The sequence below is a fragment of the Terrabacter sp. P5_B1 genome (assembly GCF_056400505.1).
The window spans coordinates 1-21438 of record NZ_JBFULD010000025.1; the positions used below are offsets into that span (position 1 = coordinate 1).

Consider the following 21438-nt stretch of genomic DNA (forward strand, 5'->3'; position numbering starts at 1 on the left):
GGACGCGGGCGAGCCACTCGACCTGGTGGACCGCCCGGTCCTCGGTGAGGGCTGCGAGGGAGATGAGCCACGCCGAGTCCGTCGTCGCGAACCGAGAGCCGCGCGCACCGTAGCGGGCGCCGTAGTACGGCATCGCGTTGATCGACCCCTGCGCGGCCCGGACCGCGGCGCGAAGCAGCGTCGCATCGGTCGTGATCTCGTAGCCGCCGGAGGCCGGGTTGACGACCCCGGCGTCCACCGCCTGACCGGACTCGCGCCGGATGAGTCCGGCGGCAACGTGGCTGCGTGCCTCCGCGACGAGCTGGGCGATCTGGCCGGTGTCGGAGCCGCGCACCGGCCGGCCTGCGAGGGCCGCACGGAGGGTCCGCGTGTCGGTCGACCCGGTGGCGACCACGAGCCGCTCGATCCCCACGACGGCCGCCAGCACGGCCGGGTCCTCGAGCGGGCCCGTCACCGCCCGGTCCGCGTGGGTGAGGAGGAGCGCGTGGACGTCGTCGGCACGGGCTGGCGTGGTCATGGCGTGCATTCTCGCGTGAGTCAGGGCGTCTGCTCGCCGCAGCGGGTCAGATGGCTGGGAATAGCCAACCCTGCGGACCTGTTGTCCGAGCCATCAACGCATACCCATGGGGGGTATGCAGGACAGGCGGGCGCGGCGGCTGCGCCGGAGCAAGGGGCGAGATCATGAGTGAAACAGACAGGGCACTTCGGGCCGGGCAGGCCGCGAGCCAACAGGACACCCACGCGAACCACACGGGTCATGCGGGTCTTGACGGCTCTGGCCTGAGGTCGATGGCAGCCAGCGCCACGCTGCACTGCCTCACCGGCTGTGCGATCGGCGAGATCCTCGGGCTGATCATCGGCACCGCGGCCGGTCTCGGCAACGGCGCGACGATCGCGCTGTCCGTCGCGCTGGCCTTCGTCTTCGGCTACACGCTCTCGAGCCTGCCCCTGCTCCGCAGCGGCCTGGCCCTCGGTGCAGCGCTGCGGCTCGTCCTGGCCGCCGACACCGTCTCGATCCTCACGATGGAGGCCGTCGACAACCTCGTCATGGCCGTCATCCCCGGCGCCATGAATGCCGGTCTGGTCAATGCGGTGTTCTGGGTCGGCATGTCGATCTCGCTCATCGCGGCCTTCTTCGCGGCCTACCCGGTGAACCGCTACCTGCTCGCCCGCGGCAAGGGGCACGCCCTGACCCATGAGCACCACGGCGCGACCGGACCGGTCACCGGCGTCCGGCGCTTCATCCCCGTGCTCCCGACCGCGGCGCTCGCGGCCGCCATCGCCGCCTTCGTGCTCGGCGGCTTCGTCGTGGCCGTGGCGGACGGCCTCGCGTCCCCCGCCGCACCCCCTGCGCCCCCTGCGCCCGGGCACGCCGCGACCAGCATCCGCTGACGACCACCGCGCCCGGGCGCGGGCAGAGTTGGGTCATGACCCGTGACGACCTCGGCGGCGGCCGCGCTCCGGTGGTGCTCGACCTGCCTTTCCGCGGGAGCTGGCTGGCACGCAACAGCCCGGCCAGGCGAGTGCCCAGCCACGGGACACACCTCTTCGGCACGACGTACGCCATCGACTTCGTCGCCGTCGACGGGCGGGGTCTACCCGCGCCGCGGACGTGGCGCACCGCGTTGTCGGTGGAGACGCCGGAGCTCTTCCACGGCTTCGACCAGCCGGTGCTCGCGCCGGCCGCCGGTCGCGTGGTCATCGCTCACGACGGGGAGGTCGACCACGTGGCGCGCCGCTCGCAGCTCGCCCTTGTGGCGTATGCCGTGGGCCAGCGCGGGCGCGTCCGCGGCGGTCCGCGCGCGGTCGCCGGCAACCATGTCGTGGTCGCCCTCGGGCCGGCCGGACCCTTCGTCCTCGTTGCGCACCTTCGGCAGGGCTCGGTCGGGGTCGTCCCCGGCGAGACCGTGGCTGCGGGTGACGTGCTGGGCGCGTGTGGCAACTCCGGCAACAGCACCCAGCCGCACATCCACGTCCAGGTGACCGACTCGGTGGACTGGTCGTGGGCGCGGGGCCTCCCGATGCTCTTCCGGCGCGCCGAGGGGGGCGAGGCCTGGATGCCCCGTGAGTCCGAGATCGTCATCGGGCCCTGAGGCGACTCGCCAGGCTGCCGCGCTCCGAGGACGTCGAACGTCCGGGATCGCCCCTACTCTGCCGATGCGGCGACGACAGTGCTGACCGCGAAGACGGCCGGGGCGGCTCCGCCTCTGACGGAAGGGGACCGTGATGAGCGACGCGCGCCATGAGGACCGGACGGGGGTCCGCTTCGAGCGGGTCCGGATGACGGGGGCGAGCTTCGAGGACGTCTACCTCGACGGGGCCCGGCTCCACGACGTCGACCTGCGCGGCGCCTCGCTCCGCCTGGTCGACCYCCGCGGCCTGCGGGCCCGGGACGTCTGGCTGGAGGACGTCGACATCACCGGCGACGTCGAGAACGTCCRCATCAACGGCGTCGACGTCGCCCCGCTGATCGAGGCCGAGCTCGACCGGCGCGACCCCGACCGGCCGAAGATGCGCCCGACCGACGCCGCCGGCTACCGCGAGGCGTGGGACGTCGTCCAGCGGCGCTGGGCCGGCACCGTCGAGCGCGCCCGCACCTTCCCGCCCGACCAGCTGCACGAGCGGGTCGACGGGGAGTGGTCGTTCATCGAGACGCTGCGCCATCTCGTCTTCGCCACCGACGCCTGGGTACGCCGGGCGCTCCTCGGTGACCCCGAGCCGTGGGACGCGCTCGACCTGCCTCACGACGACATGCCAGACAGCCCGCCCGTGCCTCGTGACCGGGAGGCCCGTCCGTCGCTCGACGAGGTGCTGGCATTGCGCGCCGACCGGATGGCCACCGTGCGCCGCGTCGTCGACCGTCTCACCGACGAGCGCCTCGCCGACGAGACCGCGCCCGTCCTCGAGCCGGGCTACCCCGAGCCCGAGTCGTATGCCGTGAGCCGGGTGCTGCGCATCGTCCTCAGCGAGGAGTGGCACCACCGGATCTATGCGGAGCGCGACCTCGACGCCCTCGCGGCCCGGTCCGTCGAGGGGGTCGTTGCGTCGCCCTGACCGCCACGCCGGGGAGGTCACAGCAGGCTCCCGGCTGGTTCCCATCCGAGGCTCCTACGCTGGCCCATCACCATGCGCGTGCGGGTGCCGGCAGTGGCCGGTCCCGCCGCTCGTCAGGAGGTTCCCGTGGCTGATCTCGGATGGCCGGAGCTCGCCATCGTCGCGCTCGCCGTCGTGCTCCTCTTCGGCTGGAAGCGCATGCCCGACATGGCGCGCAGCCTCGGGCGCTCGGCCCGCATCTTCAAGTCGGAGATGGACCAGATGCACAGCGCGCCCGACAGGGGACACGACGCCGGCCCCGTCACCGACGCCGACCGCACCCGCGACAGCAACCGGGGCGAGAGCCACGACACCGGTCCGGTCACCGTTCACGAAGCCGTGTCACAGGCCGACGCCCGAGTCGCTGCCGCTGATGCCGAGGTCGCGCGGCTGCGCGCCGAGATCATGCGCCGCAAGCACGCGAACGGCTCGCACTAGCTGGCAGCCGCGCCGTCAGGCGACGGTGTGGATCAAGTCGGTGGGCAGCTTGCGCACCTTGGCGCGCCGGCGCCGGCGCTCGGGGATCATCGAGCGCATCTCCTCGAGGCGGCCGAAGCACAGCAGCCGGTCCTCGGCCTCGAGCACGACGCGGCGGCGCGGGTTCGGGATGACGCTGGCGCCGCGGTGCAGGGTCAGCACCTGGAGGTCGCGCTCCTCGAGACCGGAGTCGCCGATCGTCTTGCCGATGATGTCAGCGCCGGCATGGACGACGAGCTCGGCGACGCCGTATCCCGTTGACACCGTGAGGCGCTGCCGCACGTCGATCTCGGGGAAGGCGACCTGGCCGGCGATGTGGTCGATGATCGCGCCGGCCACGTCGAGGTTCGTCGCGCTCTCGATGCCCTCGAGCCCCGGGGAGGAGTTGACCTCCATGACGAGCGGGCCCTCGTTGCCCTCGAGCATGTCGACGCCGGCGACACGCAGGCCCATGATCTGCGCCGAGCGGACGGCGGCCTGCTCGTACTCCGGCGTCAGCTCGACCGGCTCGACGGTGCCGCCGCGGTGCACGTTGGAGCGGAACTCCTCGCCCTTGGCGCGGCGGCGCATCGCGGCGACGACGCGGTCGCCGACGACGAGGGCGCGGATGTCGCGGCCCCGGCTCTCGCTGATGAAGCTCTGGATGAGGACGTTCTGGTTCGTGCTGTGCAGCGTCTCGATGATCGCCTCGGCGATCTTGATGTCGGGCGCGAGGATGACGCCGATGCCCTGAGTGCCTTCGAGCAGCTTGATGACGACGGGCGCGCCGCCGACACGCTCGATGGCCGGCATGACGTCGGCGCGGTTGCGCACGAACGTCGTTGCCGGCATGCCGATCTGGTGGCGCGAGAGGATCTGCGCGGCCCGGAGCTTGTCCCGGGCGTTGGCGATGCCGTTGGCGGTGTTGGGCGTGTAGACGTCCATCTGCTCGAACTGCCGGACGACGGCCGTGCCGAAGTACGTGATCGAGCTGCCGATGCGCGGCAGGATGGCGTCGTAGTCGGACAGCGGTCGGCCGCGGAACTGCAGGTCCGGCTCCGGCCCCGAGAGGTCGATGGCGAAACGGAGCGTGTTGAGCACCCGCACCTGGTGCCCGCGGTCGAGCGCTGCGGTGCGCAGGCGCTGCGTCGAGTAGGCCCGCGGCGCGCGGGAGAGGATCGCGAGTTTCATGCAGGGTCCTGCCAAGATGGGCGGGTGTCTGGGCCGGCCTATTCAAGCACTCCCCTCGGGTGGAGGGAGTGGGTCTCCCTGCCCGGCGCCGGCCTGCCGTGGCTCAAGGCCAAGATCGACACGGGTGCGCGCACGTCGTCGCTGCACGCCGAGGACGTCGAGGAGTTCGACCGCGACGGTGAGCCGTGGGTGCGCTTCACCGTGCACCCCTGGCAGGACTCCACCGACGACGGACACACCGTCGAGTGCCGGGTCCACGACCGCCGCAGCGTGCGCAGCTCGTCCGGGCACGTGACCAGGCGCCTCGTCGTGCTCCTCGACCTGTCGCTCGCGGGGCGGACGGTCCCGGCGGAGGTGACCTTGAGCAAGCGCCACCGGATGGGCTTCCGGATGCTCGTCGGCCGTGAGGCGCTGCGCCAGGGCTACGTCGTGGACCCCTCCCGGTCGTATTCCGGTGGCCGGCCACCCAAGGACGTCCGCCGCCGCAACCGCGGCCGCTGACCCTCCGCTGCTCAGAGCTCTCAGAGGGCGCGGGCGTCGTGGATGGCGAGGAGGCGGGCCTCGGCGGCGGCGTCCATGGGCCCTGCGCCACGGTTGGTCGGACGCTCGGGCAGACCTTCGCGCTGGAGCCAGGCCCACGTGTCGGAAACCGTCTCGGGCATCGGCCGGCTGCGCAGCCCGGCGGTCACGGCCGCGGTGGTGTCGAGGGAGTGCAGGCCGGCAAGCTCACCGGTCGGGGGTACCCAGATCGGCAGCTCGGTCCACGGCGCGACCCCGGCAGCCTCCACCGTCTCCGGCTCGACCCAGACGAGCTCGACGTCGCTGTCGGTCACGCGCCGGGCCTCGTCGAGCAGCTCGCCGATGGTGGTGTGCCCTGGCCGGCTGACGGTGTTGAAGGTGCCGACGGGCTGGGAGCTGAGGACCCATTCGGCGATGTCGCGGCAGTCGACGTACTGCAGCGGCCGCTCGTAGGGCCCGGGCGTCGGCACGCGGCCGCCCGAGGCGATGCGGCGAAGCCAGAACGGCATCCGGCCCACCATCTCGTACGGGCCGAGGATCAGCCCCGCTCGGGCGATCGCGACGTCGCCGTCGAAGCCGGTGAGCGCCGCCAGCTCGCCGCCGCGCTTGGCGGCGGCGTAGTCGGAGCCGTCGTCGGAGGACGGCTCGCCGTTGACGGCAGGTGCGCTCTCGTCGGCGCCGAGTGCGATCGGCCACGTGTAGACCGAGCACGACGAGATGTAGGTGTAGTGCCGTGCCCGTCCCCTCAGCAGGCGCGACGACGTCTGCACCGCGACCGGTGCGGCCGACCAGGTGTCGACGACGGCGTCCCACTCGTCGTTGGCCAGGACTGCGCGCATCGCGTCCGGATGGAGCCGGTCGGCGTGCCGGGCCTCCGCGCCCGGCACCGCGGTGCCGGTCAGGCCACGTGTCACCGTGGTGACCTCGTCACCGCGGGCCACGGCGGCCTGGACGAACGCGCGGCCGACGTGGTGGGTGCCTCCGAGCACGAGCAGTCTCATGGGTCGATCCTCGCCGGACTGCGGCGCGCCGCCAAGGCCTCTTCGCCCAGGACGGAAGCAGCGGCCTTGTGGCGTGCCGTGCCGTGCCGTCCGGGAATGGGCCCTGTGCGTTGGGTCGCTGGGTGACTCAGCCGGGCGGGGCGAACGACTGGGTCGCTGCGCGACCCAACGCACAGGACGCGCAGCCCGCCGCCACTCGTCGTGGTCGTGGTGGTAGTGGTGGTCGTGTCGTGGTGCAAGCGAGGGGTCCGGGGGGCCTCGCACGGGATCGGCCCGGCATACGATGCGAACATCCCCTGTCCACGAAGGAGTGGCCCATGCCGCACGACCTCGCCCCCGACCTCGTCGAGCGCCTCACGAAGGCGTTCGAGGCCGACCCCACCGCCCGGATGCTGCAGAACGCCGTCACCACGACCTCGGTCGACGACATCGCCCTCGACCGCCGGGTCGTCACGAGCATCGACCACTCGGTGTCGCACCTGCTCGACGACTGGAGCGCGACGTCGCAGGAGAAGAGCGGCCGCTGCTGGCTCTTCGCCGGCACCAACCTGCTCCGTGCGGGCGCGCGGGAGAAGCTGGCGGTCAAGGACTTCGAGTTCTCGCAGAACCACCTCCTCTTCTGGGACAAGTTCGAGAAGGCGAACCACTGGCTCGAGTCGATCATCGCGACAGCCGACCGGGACGTCGACGACCGTACTGTCGCGCACCTGCTCGCCACTCCCGCCGAGGACGGCGGCCAGTGGAACATGTTCGTCGCGCTCGTCGTCAAGCACGGACTCGTGCCGAAGGTCGCGATGCCCGAGACGAGGAGCTCGAGCAACACCCGTGTGATGAACCGTGACCTCAGCACGATCCTGCGCCAGGCGGCGCGTGACCTGCGGGCGCGCGCTGCGGACGGCGCCGCCGCCGAGGACCTCCAGGACGTCAAGGAGCAGGTACTCGCCTCGATCCACCGTCTACTCTGCATCCACCTCGGCACGCCGCCGGAGTCGTTCGTCTGGCAGTGGAAGGACACCGACGGCGGCTTCCACCGCGACGGCGCGATGACGCCGCTCGAGTTCGCGGAGCGCTACGTCACCGTCCCGCTCGAGGACTACGTGTGTCTCGTCAACGACCCGCGCGCGAGCAGCCCCTACGGCCGGACCTTCACGGTCGAGCACCTCGGCAACGTCGTCGGCGCGCCCCCTGTCACCTACCTCAACGTCGAGTCAGACCTCATGAAAACGCTTGCCGCGCAGGCGATTGCCGGCGGTGAACCGGTGTGGTTCGGGTGCGACACCGGTCAGATGTCCAATGCCGACCTCGGTCTCTGGGACGCCGGCCTCTACGACCACGCCTCGATCTACGGCACCCAGCCGAGCCTCGGCAAGGCGGACCGGCTGCTGCACCACGAGTCGATGATGACGCATGCGATGCTCTTCACCGGCGTCGACCTCGTCGATGAGGTGCCCCGCCGGTGGCGCGTCGAGAACAGCTGGGGCACCGAGAAGGGTGACAAGGGGTTCATGACGATGAACGACTCGTGGTTCGCCGAGTTCGTCTTCGAGGTTGCCGTGCGCCGCGACGCCCTCCCCGCGGAGATGCAGGAGACGCTGCGCCAGGACCCGATCGTGCTCCCCGCCTGGGACCCGATGGGCGCGCTCGCTCGTTGAGGACGCCGCCGACGACGCCGAAGCCGCCGGCGACGCCCGGGCCGGCGACGGATGCCGACGTGCCGGCATACGTCGCCTCGCTCGGGCTCCCCGGGCTGGCCGACGTGCACGTCCACTTCATGCCGGATCCGATGCAGCGCAAGGTGTGGGCCTACTTCGACGGGGCCGAGCAGCACTATGGGCTGCCGTGGCCGATCACCTACCGCCTCGGCGAGGAGTGCCGGCTCGAGACGCTGCGGGCCTTGGGGCTGCGGGCGGTTCCGGCTCTCGTCTACCCGCACAAGCCCGGCATGGCGGGGTGGCTCAACGACTGGTGTGCCGACTTCGCCCGACGAGTGCCCGACGCCGTGCACTGCGCGACCTTCTACCCCGAGCCCGGCGTCGGTGACGAGGTCGCCAGGAGGCTCGACGACGGGGCGCGCCTGTTCAAGATGCACGTGCAGGTGGGTGACTTCACCCCCGACGACGCGCGCCTCGACATCGCGTGGACCCGGCTCGAGGCGGCGCAGGTGCCCGTCGTGCTCCACGCCGGCTCGGCGCCCATCCGCGGCACCCACACCGGGCCGCAGGCGGTGCGCGAGGTGCTCCGCCGCCACCCGGACCTCGTCCTTGTCGTCGCCCACCTCGGGATGCCGGAGTATCACGAGTTCGCCGACCTCGCAGACGAGTTCGCGGGCGTGCACCTGGACACGACGATGAGCGGCACCGACTTCACGAACCAGTTCGCGCCCTTCCCCGACGGCTACGTGGGGCGTCTCGGGGCCTTGCGCGAGCGGGTCGTGCTGGGGTCGGACTTCCCGAGCATCCCCTACCCCTACGCCCACCAGCTCGACGCGCTGACGCGTCTGGGGCTCGGAGACGACTGGATGCGAGCCGTTTTGTGGCACAACGGTGCCCGGCTGCTCGACCTCACCTGAGGTAGCGGGCGAGGAAGGCCTCGGTGCGCTGGATCGAGGTGTCCCACTGAGGTGAGGTCAGCGTGTGGTGTCCGCCGGGATAGACCTCCAGGTCGACCGACCTGTGCTTGGCCCGGAGGGCTGCCACCGACTCCTGCGACCACGCCAGCGGACAGTCCTCGTCGGCCGTGCCGTGGTGGATGAGGAGCGGCTCGGTGATGCGGCCGAAGTAGGTGCGGGGGCTCGTTGCCGCCCATCCTGCCGGGTTGGCCTCCGGGGTGCCGCGCCGCGCGACGACGGCACGCGCCGCGCCTGATCGAGACGCGTCGTGGCGGACCCACTTGTCGAAGTTGTCGATGCTGTCCGAGCTCACCGGCGCATAGGCCACGGCGGCGCGGAAAAGCCCCGGGCGCACGACCAGGGCGGTGTAGACCACCCCGCCGCCCATCGAGCGGCCGATGAGGGCGAGCCGTCTGGGATCGACGAACCTGGCCTGCTTGAGCGCGAGTCCCGCGTTGATGGCATCGACGGTGTAGCCCGCGCGAAGGTTCGCGTCGTTGGTCGGGTCCTTGTCGGACTGCGCATGGTTGCGATAGTCGATGTGCAGCGTCACGTAGCCATGACGCGCGAGGTGGTCGCGCTCGCGGAGCATCGTCTCGCCGTTCGTGTAGTCCGCCGGGTCGACGTAGCCGTGCGCGAGGACGACGGCCGGGAAGGGCCCCGCGCCGCGCGGGATGTTGATGCGCCCCGAGATCGTCAGACCGTTGCTCTCGTAGGTCACGAAGTACTGCCGGTACGCGTCCGTGCTGCCGCCCTCGCGCCCGAGCCTGAGGTTGCCGCCCTCGTAGCGGGTCGCGATGAGCGCCTCGATGGACGCCCGGTCGGGCGCCGGCTTCTGAGCACTCGACGAGGGAGTGGGGCTGGGGGTGCCGGTCGTCGGCGCGCTGGTGCTGGCGTATGCCGTGGGGCGTGGTCCCGTGGTGCCGTTGCCGTTGCCGTTGCCGTTGCCGTTGCCGTTGCCGTTGCCGTTGCCGTTGCCGCGGTCGTCGGTGGGTCCGCTACTCGTGCAAGCGCCCAGCAACAGGCTCGCGGCCAGGCCGGCGGCGACGGATCGGACGGTGCGCACCACTCGAGTGTCACCCGCAGGCGACGGAATGCCCAGTCCGCTCCCAGGTCTGCTCAGCCGAGAGCGGCGGCGGCCTCGAGGACGGTCCAGGCCTGCAGCTGCGGCGACAGCTCGAGCGGCGGCTGCGGGGCGGTCCCACCCGGCTCGAGTGGGAAGACCGAGGGGTCCCGCCGCTCCGCGACGGTCAGGCTGCCGCGTCCGCACCACAGTGCCTCGGCCGTGTCGACGACGAGCCGTCGCGCGGTGGTCCGCGCCTCCTCGGCGAGCCCCGAGCCCGGAGCTGCGGCCAGCGCGAGGTGACGCACGAGGATGCCGGTGAACAACCCGCCGTCACCGCCGCCGTGCGTCCGCAGCACCCGCGCGCCGTCGACCTCGACGGTCAGGCGGGCGTCGACCGCGGCGACGAGCGCGGCCGCGCGGGCGAGGCTCTCACGGTCGCCGAGCGTCACGAGCGCGGCCAGCACCGTGCCCTGGTTGTAGGACCACACGTCCGGCACGAGGACCTCCTCGCCGCCGCGCAGCCGTATGCCGTCCAGCACGAGTCCGCTCTCCGGCGACCAGAGTCGTGCGTAGAGCCAGTCGACGAGCCGGCGTGCCTCGTCGGTCTCCCCGAGACGGGCCAGGTGCAGGGCGGCCGGCCCGGTCGCGGGGCTGTTCTTGAAGTCGCGGACGCGGCTCCAGAAGAGGCCGCCGCCGAGGTCGTCCGTGTGGGCCGAGCGGAGCTGCGCCGTGAGGTGGCGGCCCGCCGAGCGGAGGCGTCGGCGCCGCGCCGTGCGCCCGAGCTCGTCGTGCAGGTCCTCGAGCCGACCCGAGGCGAGGGCGAGCCAGGCCATGTCGTCGTAGAAGGCGTTGACCCAGCGGACCCGATTGCGCAGCCGGATCGTCTGGAGCAGCCGGTCCCCCTGCACGGCATGCCGGTCGGCGCCTCCGGGGTCACCGGTCCGCAGGGACCGGAGGCCGGCGTCGACGATCGCGTCGAGATAGTGCGCCTGCCACCAGTAGTGCCACGTCCCGAGCAGGCCCCCGAGCGTCCTTGGACCGGCGGGCCAGGGGTGCACGATGCGTGCGAGGTGCGTTCGCGGCATACCACCGAGGGAGCCGGCGAAGAGCGCCGTCACGGACCGCTCGGCCTCGCCGGCACGTTCGTCGAGGGCGGTCGGGGGATGAGCGGGCGTGCGGCCGGCGGACACGCAGCGACCGTATCGCGGGGTGAGAGGTGGCGATGGCGGGCGACAGGGGGCGGCGGTGTGGCAGGGTCGGGACCACGGCGCCACGACGAAGGAGTCGATGTGAAGTACCTGCTCATGATCCGGAGCAGCCCGCAGACGTGGGGGCACCCCATCTTCCTGCGGACGCCCGAGGCCGCCGCCATGTCCGACGACGGCCGCGCGGGGCTGCTGCGCGACGCCGGAGCGCGCCGAGGAGATCGCAGGGCGTTTCCCCGACGCCCGGTTCGCCGCCGTCGAGGTGCGGCCGCTCATGGGCAGCTCGACCGAGGACCTCTGAGAAGGTTTGTCGCATGGGCGGATCCGTCGTCACCGACGACCTGTGGCGCAGCGTGACGCCGCAGGTCATCGGTGCGCTCGTGCGCCGATACCGCGACTTCGACCGCGCCGAGGACGCGGCACAGGAGGCGCTGTTCGCGGCTGCCGCCCAGTGGCCCGAGGAGGGTGTGCCCGACGATCCCAAGGCATGGCTCATCCGCGTCGGCTCGCGGCGCCTCATCGACGGGCTGCGCAGCGACGAGGGGCGGGCGCGCCGTGAGCTCGCCGACGCGACCCGGGCACCCGCGGACACGCTCGTCGCTCCGCCGCCGTATGCCGTGGGGCCGCCCGACCACGACGACACCCTGACGCTGCTCCTCCTCTGCTGCCACCCGACGCTCACCCCGCCAGCGCGGATCGCCCTGACTCTCAGGGCGGTCGGGGGCCTGACGACCGCACAGATCGCGCACGCGTTCCTCGTGCCGGAGTCGACGATGGCCCAGCGGATCAGCCGCGCCAAGAAGCAGATCCGGGACTCCGGCGCCGAGTTCCGGATGCCGGCCCCCGACGACGTGCCCGATCGGCTGCGGGAGGTCCTCCACGTCCTCTACCTCGTCTTCACCGAGGGGCACACGGCGAGCACCGGTGACGCCCTCCACCGGGTCGACCTGACCGCAGAGGCGATCCGGCTCACTCGCCAGGTCCGCAAGCTCCTGCCCGACGACGGCGAGGTGGCCGGACTGCTCGCCCTGATGCTCCTCACCGAGGCGCGGCGCCCGGCCCGCACGAACGCCGCCGGTGAGCTCGTGCCGCTCGCCGAGCAGGACCGCTCACTCTGGGACACGGCATACATCAGCGAGGGCGTCGCCCTCGTGACCGACGCCCTGTCCCGGACGCGGCTGGGGCCCTACCAGGTGCAGGCCGCGATCGCGGCCGTCCACGACGAGTCCCCCTCGGCGGCGGAGACCGACTGGGAGCAGGTGCTCGCGCTCTACGGGCTGCTCGAGCAGCTCTCGCCCGGACCCGTCGTGACGCTCAACCGCGCGGTCGCCCTCGCCATGGTCGAGGGTCCGGCTGCCGGCCTCGCCGTCCTGGACGACCTCGAGCAGGACAAGCGACTCGCCCGCCACCACCGGCTGCACGCCGTTCGGGCCCATCTTCTCGAGCTGGCGGGCGAGACCGAAAAGGCTCGTGACAGCTACCTGCTCGCGTCGCGCCTGACGACGAGCATTCCCGAGCAGGACCACCTCCGACGAAAGGCCGAAGCCCCTGTGAGCGACGCCGGTGCGTGACCTCCTCGGTGACGGCGTCGTTGTCCTCGGAGACCGACACCGGACGAAGGAGTCCCACCGTGCCCCGTTCCCGCCGCACCATCCGCACCCACCGGCTGGTGCACGCCGCCGTCGCACTCGTCGCGGCCCTCGGCGCGACAGCGGCGCTGACGTCCGGTGCCCCGGCCGCCTCGGCGACGACGCCGCCCCACGTCGTCCAGCTCGGCGACTCCTACTCGGCCGGCAACGGTACGGGCACCTACGAGGAGCGCGACTGCTACCGCTCGCCGGTCAACTACGGCACGCAGGTCGCGACGTCGATCGGCGCGACCTACACCGACGTAGCGTGCAGCGGCGGCGTCGTCGCCGACATCCTCCACCCCCGTGACCTGGGCAACGCCTTCACCAAGACGGCGACCTACTCGATCGACCCGACCCGCTACCCCGACCAGCGGAGCGAGTGGCTGCGGCGTGCCCAGACCGAGCGGCTCTGCGGCGTGCCGGCGCAGCCCGACTTCTCCTACACCTACACGTTCGTCGCGGGCGCGGGCGTCAACGGCCTCTACACGGGCACCGTCTCGTGCCAGCTCAAGACCCGTCCGCAGATCGACGCGGTCACACCCGACACGGACTACGTCTTCGTCACCATCGGCGGCAACGACATCGGCTTCTCGACCATCGTCGTCGACTGCCTGACCCTGCGGGATCCGTCGAGCTGCAAGCAGGCACTGGACGCCGCCACGGCCAAGGCGCCCCAGATGGTCGAGAGCACGAAGGACGCCCTGCGCGCCGTCGAGCAGAAGTCGGGCGGCCACGCGCAGGTCTACCTGCTCAGCTACCCGTTCCTCATCAACACCGAGAGCTACGGCATCCCCGAGGTCGCACCCGTCTATGACGCGGGCACTGCTCTCAACAACCTCCAGCGGCTCGGGGACGACCTGCAGGCACGCGGCATCGCCGAGCTCAATGCTGAGCCGGGCGCCGACAACTACCACTTCGTCGACACCGTCAAGGCGGCCTGGGGCGGCGGCCGCGTCCACGGGCTCGACCCGCACGTCGTCGCCGACAACTCCAGGGCGTGGCTCGTGCCGGTCGGCTCGCCCGGCCGCGACACCGCCGAGTTCGTCCACCCGACCCAGCCCGGCTGGGACGCGACCGCCGGAGCCCTCCGGGTCGCCGTCACCGGCTGAGCTGGGGTCGGTCAGGCCCAGATCGCCGCCGGGAGGCCGTCGGAGAAGACTTCCGGCGGATCGGGGAGCGACCGGGCCAGACCCGTGGTGTGGCGGGCGGCCGACCAAGCCACGGCACAGGCGTCGAGGACGTCGTCAGCGGCATACCCCTGGCCGTGGAGGACGGAGGGGCGGGCTATGCCCGCGGCAGCGAGGGCCTCGAGGCGCCGGTCGCGGCCGTCGTCGGTCTTCTTGCTCGCGAGGATCGGGGCACCCGTCATGGCCGCGAAGGACAGCTCGGGGTGGATCTCCAGGACGGTGACCGTCGGCCGGGTGCGCAGCCAGGCGTCGACCGCGACGATCTTGTCGCGCAACGCGAAAGCCTGCGCGCCGACGCCCTGGCCCACGAGCCCACGGTTGACGGTGTCGGCCTCGAGACGCGTGGCCGCGGCATAGGCCGAGCGGGTCAGCGTCGAGAAGACCGACGGCGCCTTGCCGGGGAGTGCTCGGCGAGCGAGGACGTCGGCCTTGCGGATCGTGTTGTCGGGCAGACCGATGGGGATGTCGATGCCGACGACACGGATGCCGGTGGACTCGCGCACCATGGCTACGAGGTCGGCGATCGTCGGTGCCACGACGATGCGCGGCCGCGGTGCGCCGGGCTCGAGCAGCGCCCCGACCCAGCCGGCGGAGCAGCCGTCGACGCCGAGCACCGGCACGACGACCTCCACGGGCGCGGGCCTGTGGGCCATCGCGCCGGCGTCGGGCGCTCGATCGAGGAGGTCCGCGAGGCGGCGCAGAGCCGCGACGCTGACGGCCACCGCGGTCCTCACCYCGTCATCGGCGGCGCTCGAGAGCCCCGCGGACAGCTCCTCGGCCAGCTCACGGATCCGTCGCTGCGCGTCCTGGTCCATGGCCCCACCCAACCCCATCCGGAAGGGGAGGTCGGGGTCGGCGTCGGAACAGGGTGGGAGACGACCCGGCACGACGGCATACGCACCCTTCGACAGTGTCGGGAGTCGGACGTAGCGTGAAGCAATGACCCACCCCGACACCGGTGCCACGACCCTCGGCGAGCTGCGTGCCTCCGGCCACGTCCACCGCAGCGTCAAGAGCGAGATCCGCGAGAACCTGCTGGCCCGGCTGCGGGCCGGCGAGGACGCGTTCCCCGGGATGGTCGGTTTCGAGGAGACCGTGCTGCCCGAGCTCGAGACGGCGCTGCTCGCCGGGCACGACCTCGTGCTGCTCGGCGAGCGCGGCCAGGGCAAGACCCGGCTCATGCGCACGCTCGCGGGGCTGCTCGACGAGTGGAGCCCTGTCGTCGAGGGCTGCGAGATCGGCGACGACCCGCACCAGCCCTCATGCGTGCGCTGCCGCCGGATGACCGCCGAGCTCGGTGAGGACCTGCCGGTCGCGTGGCGCCACCGCAGCGAGCGCTACACCGAGAAGCTCGCGACGCCTGACACGAGCGTCGGTGACCTCGTCGGCGACGTCGACCCGGTCAAGGTGGCGCAGGGCCGCACGCTCGGCGACCCCGAGACGGTGCACTACGGCCTCGTGCCGCGCAGCAACCGCGGCATCTTCGGCCTCAACGAGCTGCCCGACCTCGCCGAGCGCATCCAGGTCGCCCTCTTCAACGTGCTCGAGGAGCGCGACATCCAGATCCGCGGCTACTCGTTGCGCCTGCCGCTCGACCTGCTGCTCGTCGCCACGGCCAACCCCGAGGACTACACCAACCGCGGCCGCATCATCACCCCGCTCAAGGACCGCTTCGGCGCCGAGATCCGCACGCACTACCCGACCGAGGTCAGCGACGAGGTCGCCCTCATCGCGCAGGAGTCCGCGCTCGTCGCCGACGTGCCGGAGCACCTCCTCGAGGTCATCGCGCGGTTCACCCGCGGGCTGCGGGAGTCCTCCGCGGTCGACCAGCGGTCCGGGGTCTCGGCGCGGTTCGCCATCGCCGGGGCCGAGGGCGTCGCCGGCTCCGCGCTGCGGCGCGCTGCCCGCTCGGGGGAGGCGTATGCCGTCGCGCGCGTCTGCGACGTCCCCACCGTCGTGCCCACCCTCCTCGGCAAGGTCGAGTTCGAGATGGGGGAGGAGGGGCGTGAGCGCGACGTGCTGACGCACCTGCTGCGCCTCGCCGTGGCCGAGACCTACCGCTCGCGGCTGTCCGGCCTCGACCTCACCGGCTTCACCAACCTCTTCGCCGAGGGCGCCGTCGTCGAGACGGGTGAGCTCGTGCCGGGTGCCGACCTGCTCGCCCAGGTGGGCCCGGTCTCGGGGCTGTCGAAGGTGCTCGACCGGCTCGGCCACGGCGACGWCGCGACCCCGGGTCAGGTCGCGGCCGCGATCGAGTTCGTCCTCGAGGGGCTGCACCTGACGCGCCGCATCGACAAGGACTCCGTCGCCGGTCGCACCGTCTACGGGGCCTAGGTCGTGCCGATGACACCGCGGCGCCCGGGCGAGGGCGGTGACGTGCACGGACGGTTCCGCTACACGCCGTGGCATGGCGGTCCCGACCCGCTCGCGCCACCCTTCGACGTGCGCTCGGCCCTCGACGAGGTCGGGCAGGACGTCCTGTCCGGCGGCTCGCTGCGCGAGGCCCTGCGCGAGCTGATGCGCCGCGGCATGGATGGTCGCCGCGGTCTCGACGACCTCGCCGACCGCGTCCGCCGTCTGCGGGAGGCCGCCCGCCGGCGGGGTGACCTCGCTGGCACCCTCGACCAGGTGCGGGCGATGCTCGACCAGGCGCTTGCCGAGGAGCGTGACACTCTCGCTGGAGAGTCCGGCGACGACGCCCGACTGGCCGAGATGGACCTCGCGACGATCCCCGACGACGTCGCCGGCGCCGTGCGGGCGCTCGGGGACTACGAATGGCACTCGCCCGAGGCGCGCGCCACGTACGAGCAGATCCAGCAGATGCTCCAGCGTGAGGTCGTCGGGGCGCAGTTCGAGGGGCTCAAGCAGGCCCTGTCGGGCAACGACCCGCAGGCGATGCAGGCGGTCAAGGACATGCTCGCCGACCTCAACCGGCTCCTCGCCGCGCACGCCCGCGGCGAGGACACCGAGGACCAGTTCCGCGACTTCATGGACAAGCACGGCGACCTCTTCCCCGAGCGGCCCGAGAACGTCGACGAGCTCATCGACGCCCTGGCCCGCCGACAGGCCGCGGCGGAGCGCCTCATGGCGTCCCTGACTCCCGAGCAGCGTGAGCAGCTCGGCCAGCTCATGTCCGACGCCCTCGGCGACCCCGACCTCGCCTCGCAGATGGCGCAGCTCGCCGACAACCTCCAGGCGTTGCGGCCCGGGCTCGACCGTCGCAGTCCCGTGCAGCAGGGCCAGGGCGGCGAGCCGATGGGCTACGGCGACGCGGTCGGCGCGGTGGCGGAGCTGGCCGACCTCGAGCAGCTCGGCGAGCAGCTCGGACAGGGCTACTTCGGCGCGACCCTCGACGACGTCGACGTCGAACGGCTCGAGCAGTACCTCGGCGCTGACGCCGCCCGGGACATGGAGGCGCTGCGCCAGCTCGAGCGTGAGCTCGAGCGCCAGGGCTACGTCTCGCGTGGTGACGACGGGCTGCGACTCACCCCTCGCGCCGTGCGACGGCTCGGGGAGACGGCACTCAAGCGGGTCTTCGAGCGGGTCGAGGCCGCCGGACGCGGGGACCACGACGACCGCGCCGCGGGCCAGGCCGACGAGCTGACCGGGCTGAGCCGGCAGTGGGAGTTCGGCGACGAGCTGCCCATCGACACGGTCCGGACGGTGTCGAACGCCCTCCAGCGACGCGCCCGGGGTGGTGGAGGTGTGCACCCGACGGGCGGGGTGGAGCTGCTCGTCGAGGACTTCGAGGTGGCCGAGACCGAGCGACGCTCGGTGGCGGCGGTCGCGCTGTGCGTCGACATGTCGTTCTCGATGCTGCAGGAGGGGCGGTGGGGCCCGATGAAGCAGACTGCGCTCGCGCTCTCGCACCTCGTGCAGACCCGGTTCCGGCACGACGCGCTGCAGATCATCGGTTTCAACCTCGCGGCTCGAAGGCTGACCCCGACCGAGCTCGCCGAGGCCGAGCCGGAGTGGGTGCAGGGCACGAACCTCCAGTATGCGCTGATGCTCGCGTCGCGGCACCTGCGACGTCACCCGGAGGCCGAGCCGGTCGTGCTCGTCGTGACGGACGGCGAGCCGACGGCCCACCTCGGGACCGACGGGCGGCCGACGTTCCACTGGCCGGCGACCCAGGAGACCGTGCGTGCGACGGTCTCGCAGGTCGACGAGCTGCGGCGCTCCGGTGCCCAGCTCAACGTCTTCATGCTGGGCGACGACCCAGGGCTCGCACGGTTCGTCGACGCGGTCGCGCGACGGGCCGGCGGGCGCGTCTTCACGCCCGACATCTCGCGGCTCGGCGAGTACGTCGTGGCCGACTACCTCCGAACCCGCCGCGGGCGGCGCTGAGCCTGCAGAAATCGGTCGCTCGCGGTGGCCGCCGACTGGTCATGCCTTCCGACGTCGAAGTGTCGTGGACCCTCGCGCCCGGACCCTGCACCCGGCGGAGCCACACCTGTCCTTAGCGATGGGTGCTGAGGCGGGGTGTGGAGCTCGTCTTCCTGTCAGCGGGGTCGGATGCGGCGGCCGACCTCTACCGCCGGGTGGGCTTCGTCAACATCGGCACCGCGTGCGTCCTGGAGCTCGACGAATGACCTGGCCTGGGCCCCTGGCGTGCATGGTCCGGCGCGGCCTGCGTCAGTGCTGCGTGGGGCGCAGCACTGACGTGGTCTCCCACCGGTGACACGGCAGGAGCGGCCTCGCAGGTCTGAACGTCTTACGTCAGTGACCCGCATGCCGACTCCCGCGTAGTCGCTCAAACCGAGCGCTCGCGGAGCGCCATCTGGGCTGGGTCGCTGGCGTCGCTGTCCGTCCCTGTCCGCCGGGCGAGGAGGAAGGCCTGCGGCATCTCCTCGTAGTCCTGCGCTGCGCGCTCGGTGCGGACGGTGACCCGGAAGCCGGCATCCGCGAGCTGGCCGGTCACGCCGTCCGGATCGTGCCGGTGCGCCTCGAAGGTCACTGCGTGCCCGTAGGCCTGCTCGTGTCGCACGGAGAAGCCACCCGCCTGGAAAGCCAGCAGCAGCAGCCCGTTCGGCCGGATGACGCGGTGCAGCTCGGAAAAGACCTCCGACAGCAACGTGGGCGGGGTGTGGATGACGGAGTACCACGCGACGACCCCAGCCACCGAGGCGTCGGCGAGGTCCAGTGCAGCCAGGCTGCCGGTGCGGAAGGTGATCTCGGGGTAGCGGCGCTGCGCCTCGGCGACCATCCCCGGCGAGAGGTCGACGCCGGTGACGTCGAGACCGAGGGTCTTCAGGTGCCCGGTGATCCGGCCCGGGCCGCAGCCGACGTCGACGACCGGGCCGCCGCCCTCGAGGTCGACGAGCTCGGCGAAGTGCCCCAGCAGGGCCCGGTCGAGCGGGCTGCGTGCGAGCTCGTCCACGAGCAGCCGCGCGTCGTCGGCGGCCACCGTGTCGTATGCCGTCCGCGTCTCCGTGACGTGCAACGGTTCGATCACCTGTCGCCCTTTCTCGTCGGATGCCAAGACTACGTCGCTGGGTCTGCGTCCCTGGGACGGTAGACGAGCCAGAGAGCGCCGGTGGGCGTCGGGGTCGCGCTGACGAGGGTGAGTCGCTGCAGGTCCGGGGTGCGCTCGAAGAGACGTCGGCCCTCCGGATCGACGACGGGCGCGACGGCGAGATGCAGCTCGTCGACGAGGCCCTCGGCGATGAGCGACTGGACGAGCTCGATGCTGCCGTGGACGCCGATGTCGTTGCCGGGCAAGGCCTTCAGGTCACGGACGATGTCGGCGAGCGGACCCGAGAGGGCCTCGGCGTCGCGCCATTCGTCGACGGACGACGTGGTGAGTGGGGTGGAGGTGACGACGTACTTCTTGACGCCGTTGATGAAGTCGGCGAAGGGTTGGACGTCCGACGTCGGCCAGTAGCGCGACCACTCGTCGTACATGTGGCGGCCCAGCAGCACGGCGTCCTGCTGCTCGATGAGAGCGGTCTCGCGCGCGACGAGCTCGTCGTCGAAGGTCGGCGGCTGCGGCTGGTCGGGATCCGCATCTGGCGGGAAGAGCCGGTTCGGGTCGTCGACGGCGCCGTCGAGCGAGGTGATGGTGTAGGCGACGATCCTGCGCACGGGTGGTCTCCGATCGGGTGAAGGGGGCAGGGGTCACGGGGCAGGGGTCACGGGGCAGCGGGGCCGCTGGGCTCGAGGCCGAGCCAGGCAGCGAGGTCACGGATCTCGCGACGGACGGCAGTCGTGACCGCCTTGGTGAAGGGGACGTCCTCGTGGACCTCGTTGACGACGAGCGTGCCGGCCTTGCGGTCGGCCTGGGCGTCGAGCTTCCCGACGAGCCGGTCGTGGTGCAGGATCGGCAGCGCGAAGTAGCCCCACCGGCGTTGGTGCTTGGGCTTGTACATCTCGAGGATGTACTCGAAGCCCCAGAGCTGCTCGGCGCGGACCCGGTCGTGGATGAGCCGGTCGAAGGGGCTGAGCAGCGCGGTGCGTCCCGTGAAGGTGTCGACGGCGTCGAGGTAAGCCGGGTGGACGCGCCACGTGCCCGGCACCCCTTCGACCTCGGCGGCCTCACCGGCGTCGCCGACGAAGGGGCTCTCACCCGGCGCCACCGTCCCGGTGGAGCGGGCGATGCCGAGGGCGGCGAGCCGCCGCTCGWTGCGGTGCGCGATGGCCTCGTCGAGGGCGAGCGTCGGCAGGTCGGGCGGGTAGACGCGCTCCGGCAGGTCGAAGTAGCGCTGACGTCCCTTGCGCCCGGCGATGGCGACCTCGCCGCGCAGGGCCAGGGCCTCGAGCATCTTGGTGATGTTCCGGTTGTTGGTCCAGCCGGTCGAGGGCCACGGGACGACGCTCGTGTCGGCGATGTCGCGCGAGAGCAACGGTCCGTCGGCCTCGAGCCGGGCGAGGATGTCGCGGCGGAAGGAGTCGTTGTCGGCGAGCCACTGGGCCATGAACGGATAGGCCTCGGCGTCGCGGACCTCGGCGATGACGGCAGGCACGTCCTTGGGGCTGCGGACGTAGGCGACGGTCTCGACGAGGGTGCGGTCGTGCTCGACGGCCTTGGTCAGGGCGGCAGGGTCGTAGGTGGCGCCGAGACGGCTCCACAGGACGAGGTCGGCGTTGGGCGCGATGGCAGCGGTGGGGTCGATCTGTAGGAACGTCAGCCGCTCGACGACGGCGACGAGGTCGGTCGGGCGAGGTCGGTCGAGCAGCTGGGCGTGCACCGCGATGCGACGTGCGTGCTCGACCGTGAGCTGGTGGACCGCCATGTCGCCGACCCTAGCCACCCYCGCCGACACGTGGCGGCCTAGCTGTACTCGGCCTGGACGTTGGTGACAGGTAGGCGTTGACGATGAGGAGAACCTCCGGGTGAGGTGAGGAGTGTCTACGTCCCGCACCGCCCGGAGGTTCTCGTGTCCCACGCTAACGCCCGTCTCAACGTCCATGGCCGTCGTCTGCTGGTGGATCGGGTCCGCCGCCAGGGCTGGGCGGTGGCTCATGCCGCGAAGGCCATGGGC

Annotated in this window: 21 protein-coding genes; 12 read left to right on the forward strand and 9 right to left on the reverse strand. The window is 72.1% G+C overall.

Annotated elements, in window-relative coordinates; genetic code table 11:
- On the reverse strand, positions 1–517 hold a 517-nt coding region (locus AC1DP0_RS03495), incomplete at its 3' end, for a hypothetical protein (RefSeq protein WP_478082496.1).
- Between the two features lie 272 nt (positions 518–789).
- On the opposite strand from AC1DP0_RS03495, the gene AC1DP0_RS03500 reads away from it, so the two are divergent.
- From AC1DP0_RS03500 to AC1DP0_RS03515, 4 genes are all read left to right on the forward strand, one after another.
- A complete protein-coding gene (locus AC1DP0_RS03500) occupies positions 790–1392 on the forward strand; it encodes a DUF4396 domain-containing protein (protein ID WP_478082497.1) in 603 nt (200 codons plus the stop codon).
- A gap of 35 nt (positions 1393–1427) precedes the next feature.
- Complete coding sequence (locus AC1DP0_RS03505) at positions 1428–2093, forward strand: peptidoglycan DD-metalloendopeptidase family protein (RefSeq protein ID WP_478082498.1); 666 nt, start codon at positions 1428–1430, stop codon at positions 2091–2093.
- Between the two features lie 133 nt (positions 2094–2226).
- Complete coding sequence (locus tag AC1DP0_RS03510; protein ID WP_478082499.1) at positions 2227–3054, forward strand: DinB family protein; 828 nt, start codon at positions 2227–2229, stop codon at positions 3052–3054.
- A 126-nt stretch (positions 3055–3180) separates the two neighbouring features.
- Entirely contained in the window at positions 3181–3531 is a 351-nt protein-coding gene (locus tag AC1DP0_RS03515) for a Sec-independent protein translocase subunit TatA (protein WP_478082500.1), read from the forward strand.
- A 15-nt stretch (positions 3532–3546) separates the two neighbouring features.
- Here the strand turns inward: AC1DP0_RS03515 and AC1DP0_RS03520 are convergent, their stop codons facing one another.
- A complete protein-coding gene (locus AC1DP0_RS03520) occupies positions 3547–4740 on the reverse strand; it encodes a RimK family alpha-L-glutamate ligase (RefSeq protein WP_478082501.1) in 1194 nt (397 codons plus the stop codon).
- 24 nt (positions 4741–4764) lie between these two features.
- On the opposite strand from AC1DP0_RS03520, the gene AC1DP0_RS03525 reads away from it, so the two are divergent.
- Positions 4765–5241 carry an ATP-dependent zinc protease family protein gene (locus AC1DP0_RS03525; protein ID WP_478082502.1) on the forward strand — a complete coding sequence of 159 codons (477 nt, stop codon included), beginning with the start codon at positions 4765–4767 and terminating at the stop codon, positions 5239–5241.
- A gap of 20 nt (positions 5242–5261) precedes the next feature.
- Here the strand turns inward: AC1DP0_RS03525 and AC1DP0_RS03530 are convergent, their stop codons facing one another.
- Positions 5262–6260 (reverse strand): NAD-dependent epimerase/dehydratase family protein, encoded by a 999-nt coding sequence (locus AC1DP0_RS03530; protein WP_478082503.1) that lies wholly within the window; start codon positions 6258–6260, stop codon positions 5262–5264.
- A 317-nt stretch (positions 6261–6577) separates the two neighbouring features.
- On the opposite strand from AC1DP0_RS03530, the gene AC1DP0_RS03535 reads away from it, so the two are divergent.
- Together AC1DP0_RS03535 and AC1DP0_RS03540 are read left to right on the forward strand one after the other, a co-directional pair.
- A complete protein-coding gene (locus AC1DP0_RS03535) occupies positions 6578–7912 on the forward strand; it encodes a C1 family peptidase (protein ID WP_478082504.1) in 1335 nt (444 codons plus the stop codon).
- Complete coding sequence (locus tag AC1DP0_RS03540) at positions 7909–8829, forward strand: amidohydrolase family protein (RefSeq protein ID WP_478082505.1); 921 nt, start codon at positions 7909–7911, stop codon at positions 8827–8829. Before AC1DP0_RS03535 ends, AC1DP0_RS03540 begins: the two co-directional genes overlap by 4 nt.
- Here the strand turns inward: AC1DP0_RS03540 and AC1DP0_RS03545 are convergent.
- Together AC1DP0_RS03545 and AC1DP0_RS03550 are read right to left on the reverse strand one after the other, a co-directional pair.
- Positions 8822–9934, reverse strand: a complete 1113-nt coding sequence (locus AC1DP0_RS03545; protein WP_478082506.1) for an alpha/beta hydrolase family protein — start codon at positions 9932–9934, stop codon at positions 8822–8824. The two genes, AC1DP0_RS03540 and AC1DP0_RS03545, sit on opposite strands and share 8 nt — an antisense overlap.
- 53 nt (positions 9935–9987) lie before the next feature.
- Positions 9988–11124: a glycoside hydrolase family 76 protein gene (locus tag AC1DP0_RS03550; protein WP_478082507.1), complete on the reverse strand. Its 1137-nt coding sequence runs from the start codon at positions 11122–11124 to the stop codon at positions 9988–9990.
- A 329-nt stretch (positions 11125–11453) separates the two neighbouring features.
- Here AC1DP0_RS03550 and AC1DP0_RS03555 point away from each other — a divergent pair, with 329 nt between their 5' ends.
- Both AC1DP0_RS03555 and AC1DP0_RS03560 read left to right on the forward strand, forming a co-directional pair.
- Positions 11454–12710 carry an RNA polymerase sigma factor gene (locus AC1DP0_RS03555; protein ID WP_478082508.1) on the forward strand — a complete coding sequence of 419 codons (1257 nt, stop codon included), beginning with the start codon at positions 11454–11456 and terminating at the stop codon, positions 12708–12710.
- 59 nt (positions 12711–12769) lie between these two features.
- Positions 12770–13879, forward strand: coding sequence for an SGNH/GDSL hydrolase family protein (locus AC1DP0_RS03560; protein ID WP_478082509.1), 1110 nt, complete (start codon positions 12770–12772; stop codon positions 13877–13879).
- An 11-nt stretch (positions 13880–13890) separates the two neighbouring features.
- On the opposite strand, the gene AC1DP0_RS03565 is transcribed toward AC1DP0_RS03560, so the two are convergent.
- Positions 13891–14772 carry a DUF429 domain-containing protein gene (locus AC1DP0_RS03565; protein WP_478082510.1) on the reverse strand — a complete coding sequence of 294 codons (882 nt, stop codon included), beginning with the start codon at positions 14770–14772 and terminating at the stop codon, positions 13891–13893.
- Between the two features lie 124 nt (positions 14773–14896).
- On the opposite strand from AC1DP0_RS03565, the gene AC1DP0_RS03570 reads away from it, so the two are divergent.
- Complete coding sequence (locus AC1DP0_RS03570; RefSeq protein WP_478082511.1) at positions 14897–16291, forward strand: sigma 54-interacting transcriptional regulator; 1395 nt, start codon at positions 14897–14899, stop codon at positions 16289–16291.
- 9 nt (positions 16292–16300) lie between these two features.
- The gene (locus AC1DP0_RS03575) at positions 16301–18304 is read left to right on the forward strand and encodes a vWA domain-containing protein (RefSeq protein WP_478082512.1); all 2004 of its coding nucleotides are present in this window, start codon (positions 16301–16303) and stop codon (positions 18302–18304) included.
- A 406-nt stretch (positions 18305–18710) separates the two neighbouring features.
- On the opposite strand, the gene AC1DP0_RS03580 is transcribed toward AC1DP0_RS03575, so the two are convergent.
- The 3 genes from AC1DP0_RS03580 to AC1DP0_RS03590 are packed head-to-tail and all read right to left on the reverse strand — an operon-like array spanning position 18711 to position 21189.
- Positions 18711–19412: a class I SAM-dependent DNA methyltransferase gene (locus tag AC1DP0_RS03580; RefSeq protein WP_478082513.1), complete on the reverse strand. Its 702-nt coding sequence runs from the start codon at positions 19410–19412 to the stop codon at positions 18711–18713.
- Between the two features lie 29 nt (positions 19413–19441).
- Positions 19442–20041 carry a dihydrofolate reductase family protein gene (locus tag AC1DP0_RS03585; protein ID WP_478082514.1) on the reverse strand — a complete coding sequence of 200 codons (600 nt, stop codon included), beginning with the start codon at positions 20039–20041 and terminating at the stop codon, positions 19442–19444.
- A gap of 47 nt (positions 20042–20088) precedes the next feature.
- Positions 20089–21189, reverse strand: coding sequence for a DNA glycosylase AlkZ-like family protein (locus AC1DP0_RS03590; RefSeq protein WP_478082515.1), 1101 nt, complete (start codon positions 21187–21189; stop codon positions 20089–20091).
- A 144-nt stretch (positions 21190–21333) separates the two neighbouring features.
- Between AC1DP0_RS03590 and AC1DP0_RS03595 the strand changes: the two genes are divergently transcribed.
- A partial coding sequence (locus AC1DP0_RS03595) for a leucine zipper domain-containing protein (RefSeq protein WP_478082516.1) occupies positions 21334–21438 on the forward strand: 105 nt, incomplete at its 3' end.

What these genes read in the sequence shown, in the direction of transcription:
- AC1DP0_RS03500 (WP_478082497.1), top strand. Translation starts at nt 790, where the DNA reads ATGGCAGCCAGCGCCACGCTGCACTGCCTCACCGGCTGTGCGATCGGC.
- AC1DP0_RS03505 (WP_478082498.1), top strand. Translation starts at nt 1,428, where the DNA reads ATGACCCGTGACGACCTCGGCGGCGGCCGCGCTCCGGTGGTGCTCGAC.
- AC1DP0_RS03520 (WP_478082501.1), bottom strand. Translation starts at nt 4,740, where the DNA reads ATGAAACTCGCGATCCTCTCCCGCGCGCCGCGGGCCTACTCGACGCAG.
- AC1DP0_RS03530 (WP_478082503.1), bottom strand. Translation starts at nt 6,260, where the DNA reads ATGAGACTGCTCGTGCTCGGAGGCACCCACCACGTCGGCCGCGCGTTC.
- AC1DP0_RS03535 (WP_478082504.1), top strand. Translation starts at nt 6,578, where the DNA reads ATGCCGCACGACCTCGCCCCCGACCTCGTCGAGCGCCTCACGAAGGCG.
- AC1DP0_RS03555 (WP_478082508.1), top strand. Translation starts at nt 11,454, where the DNA reads ATGGGCGGATCCGTCGTCACCGACGACCTGTGGCGCAGCGTGACGCCG.
- AC1DP0_RS03575 (WP_478082512.1), top strand. Translation starts at nt 16,301, where the DNA reads ATGACACCGCGGCGCCCGGGCGAGGGCGGTGACGTGCACGGACGGTTC.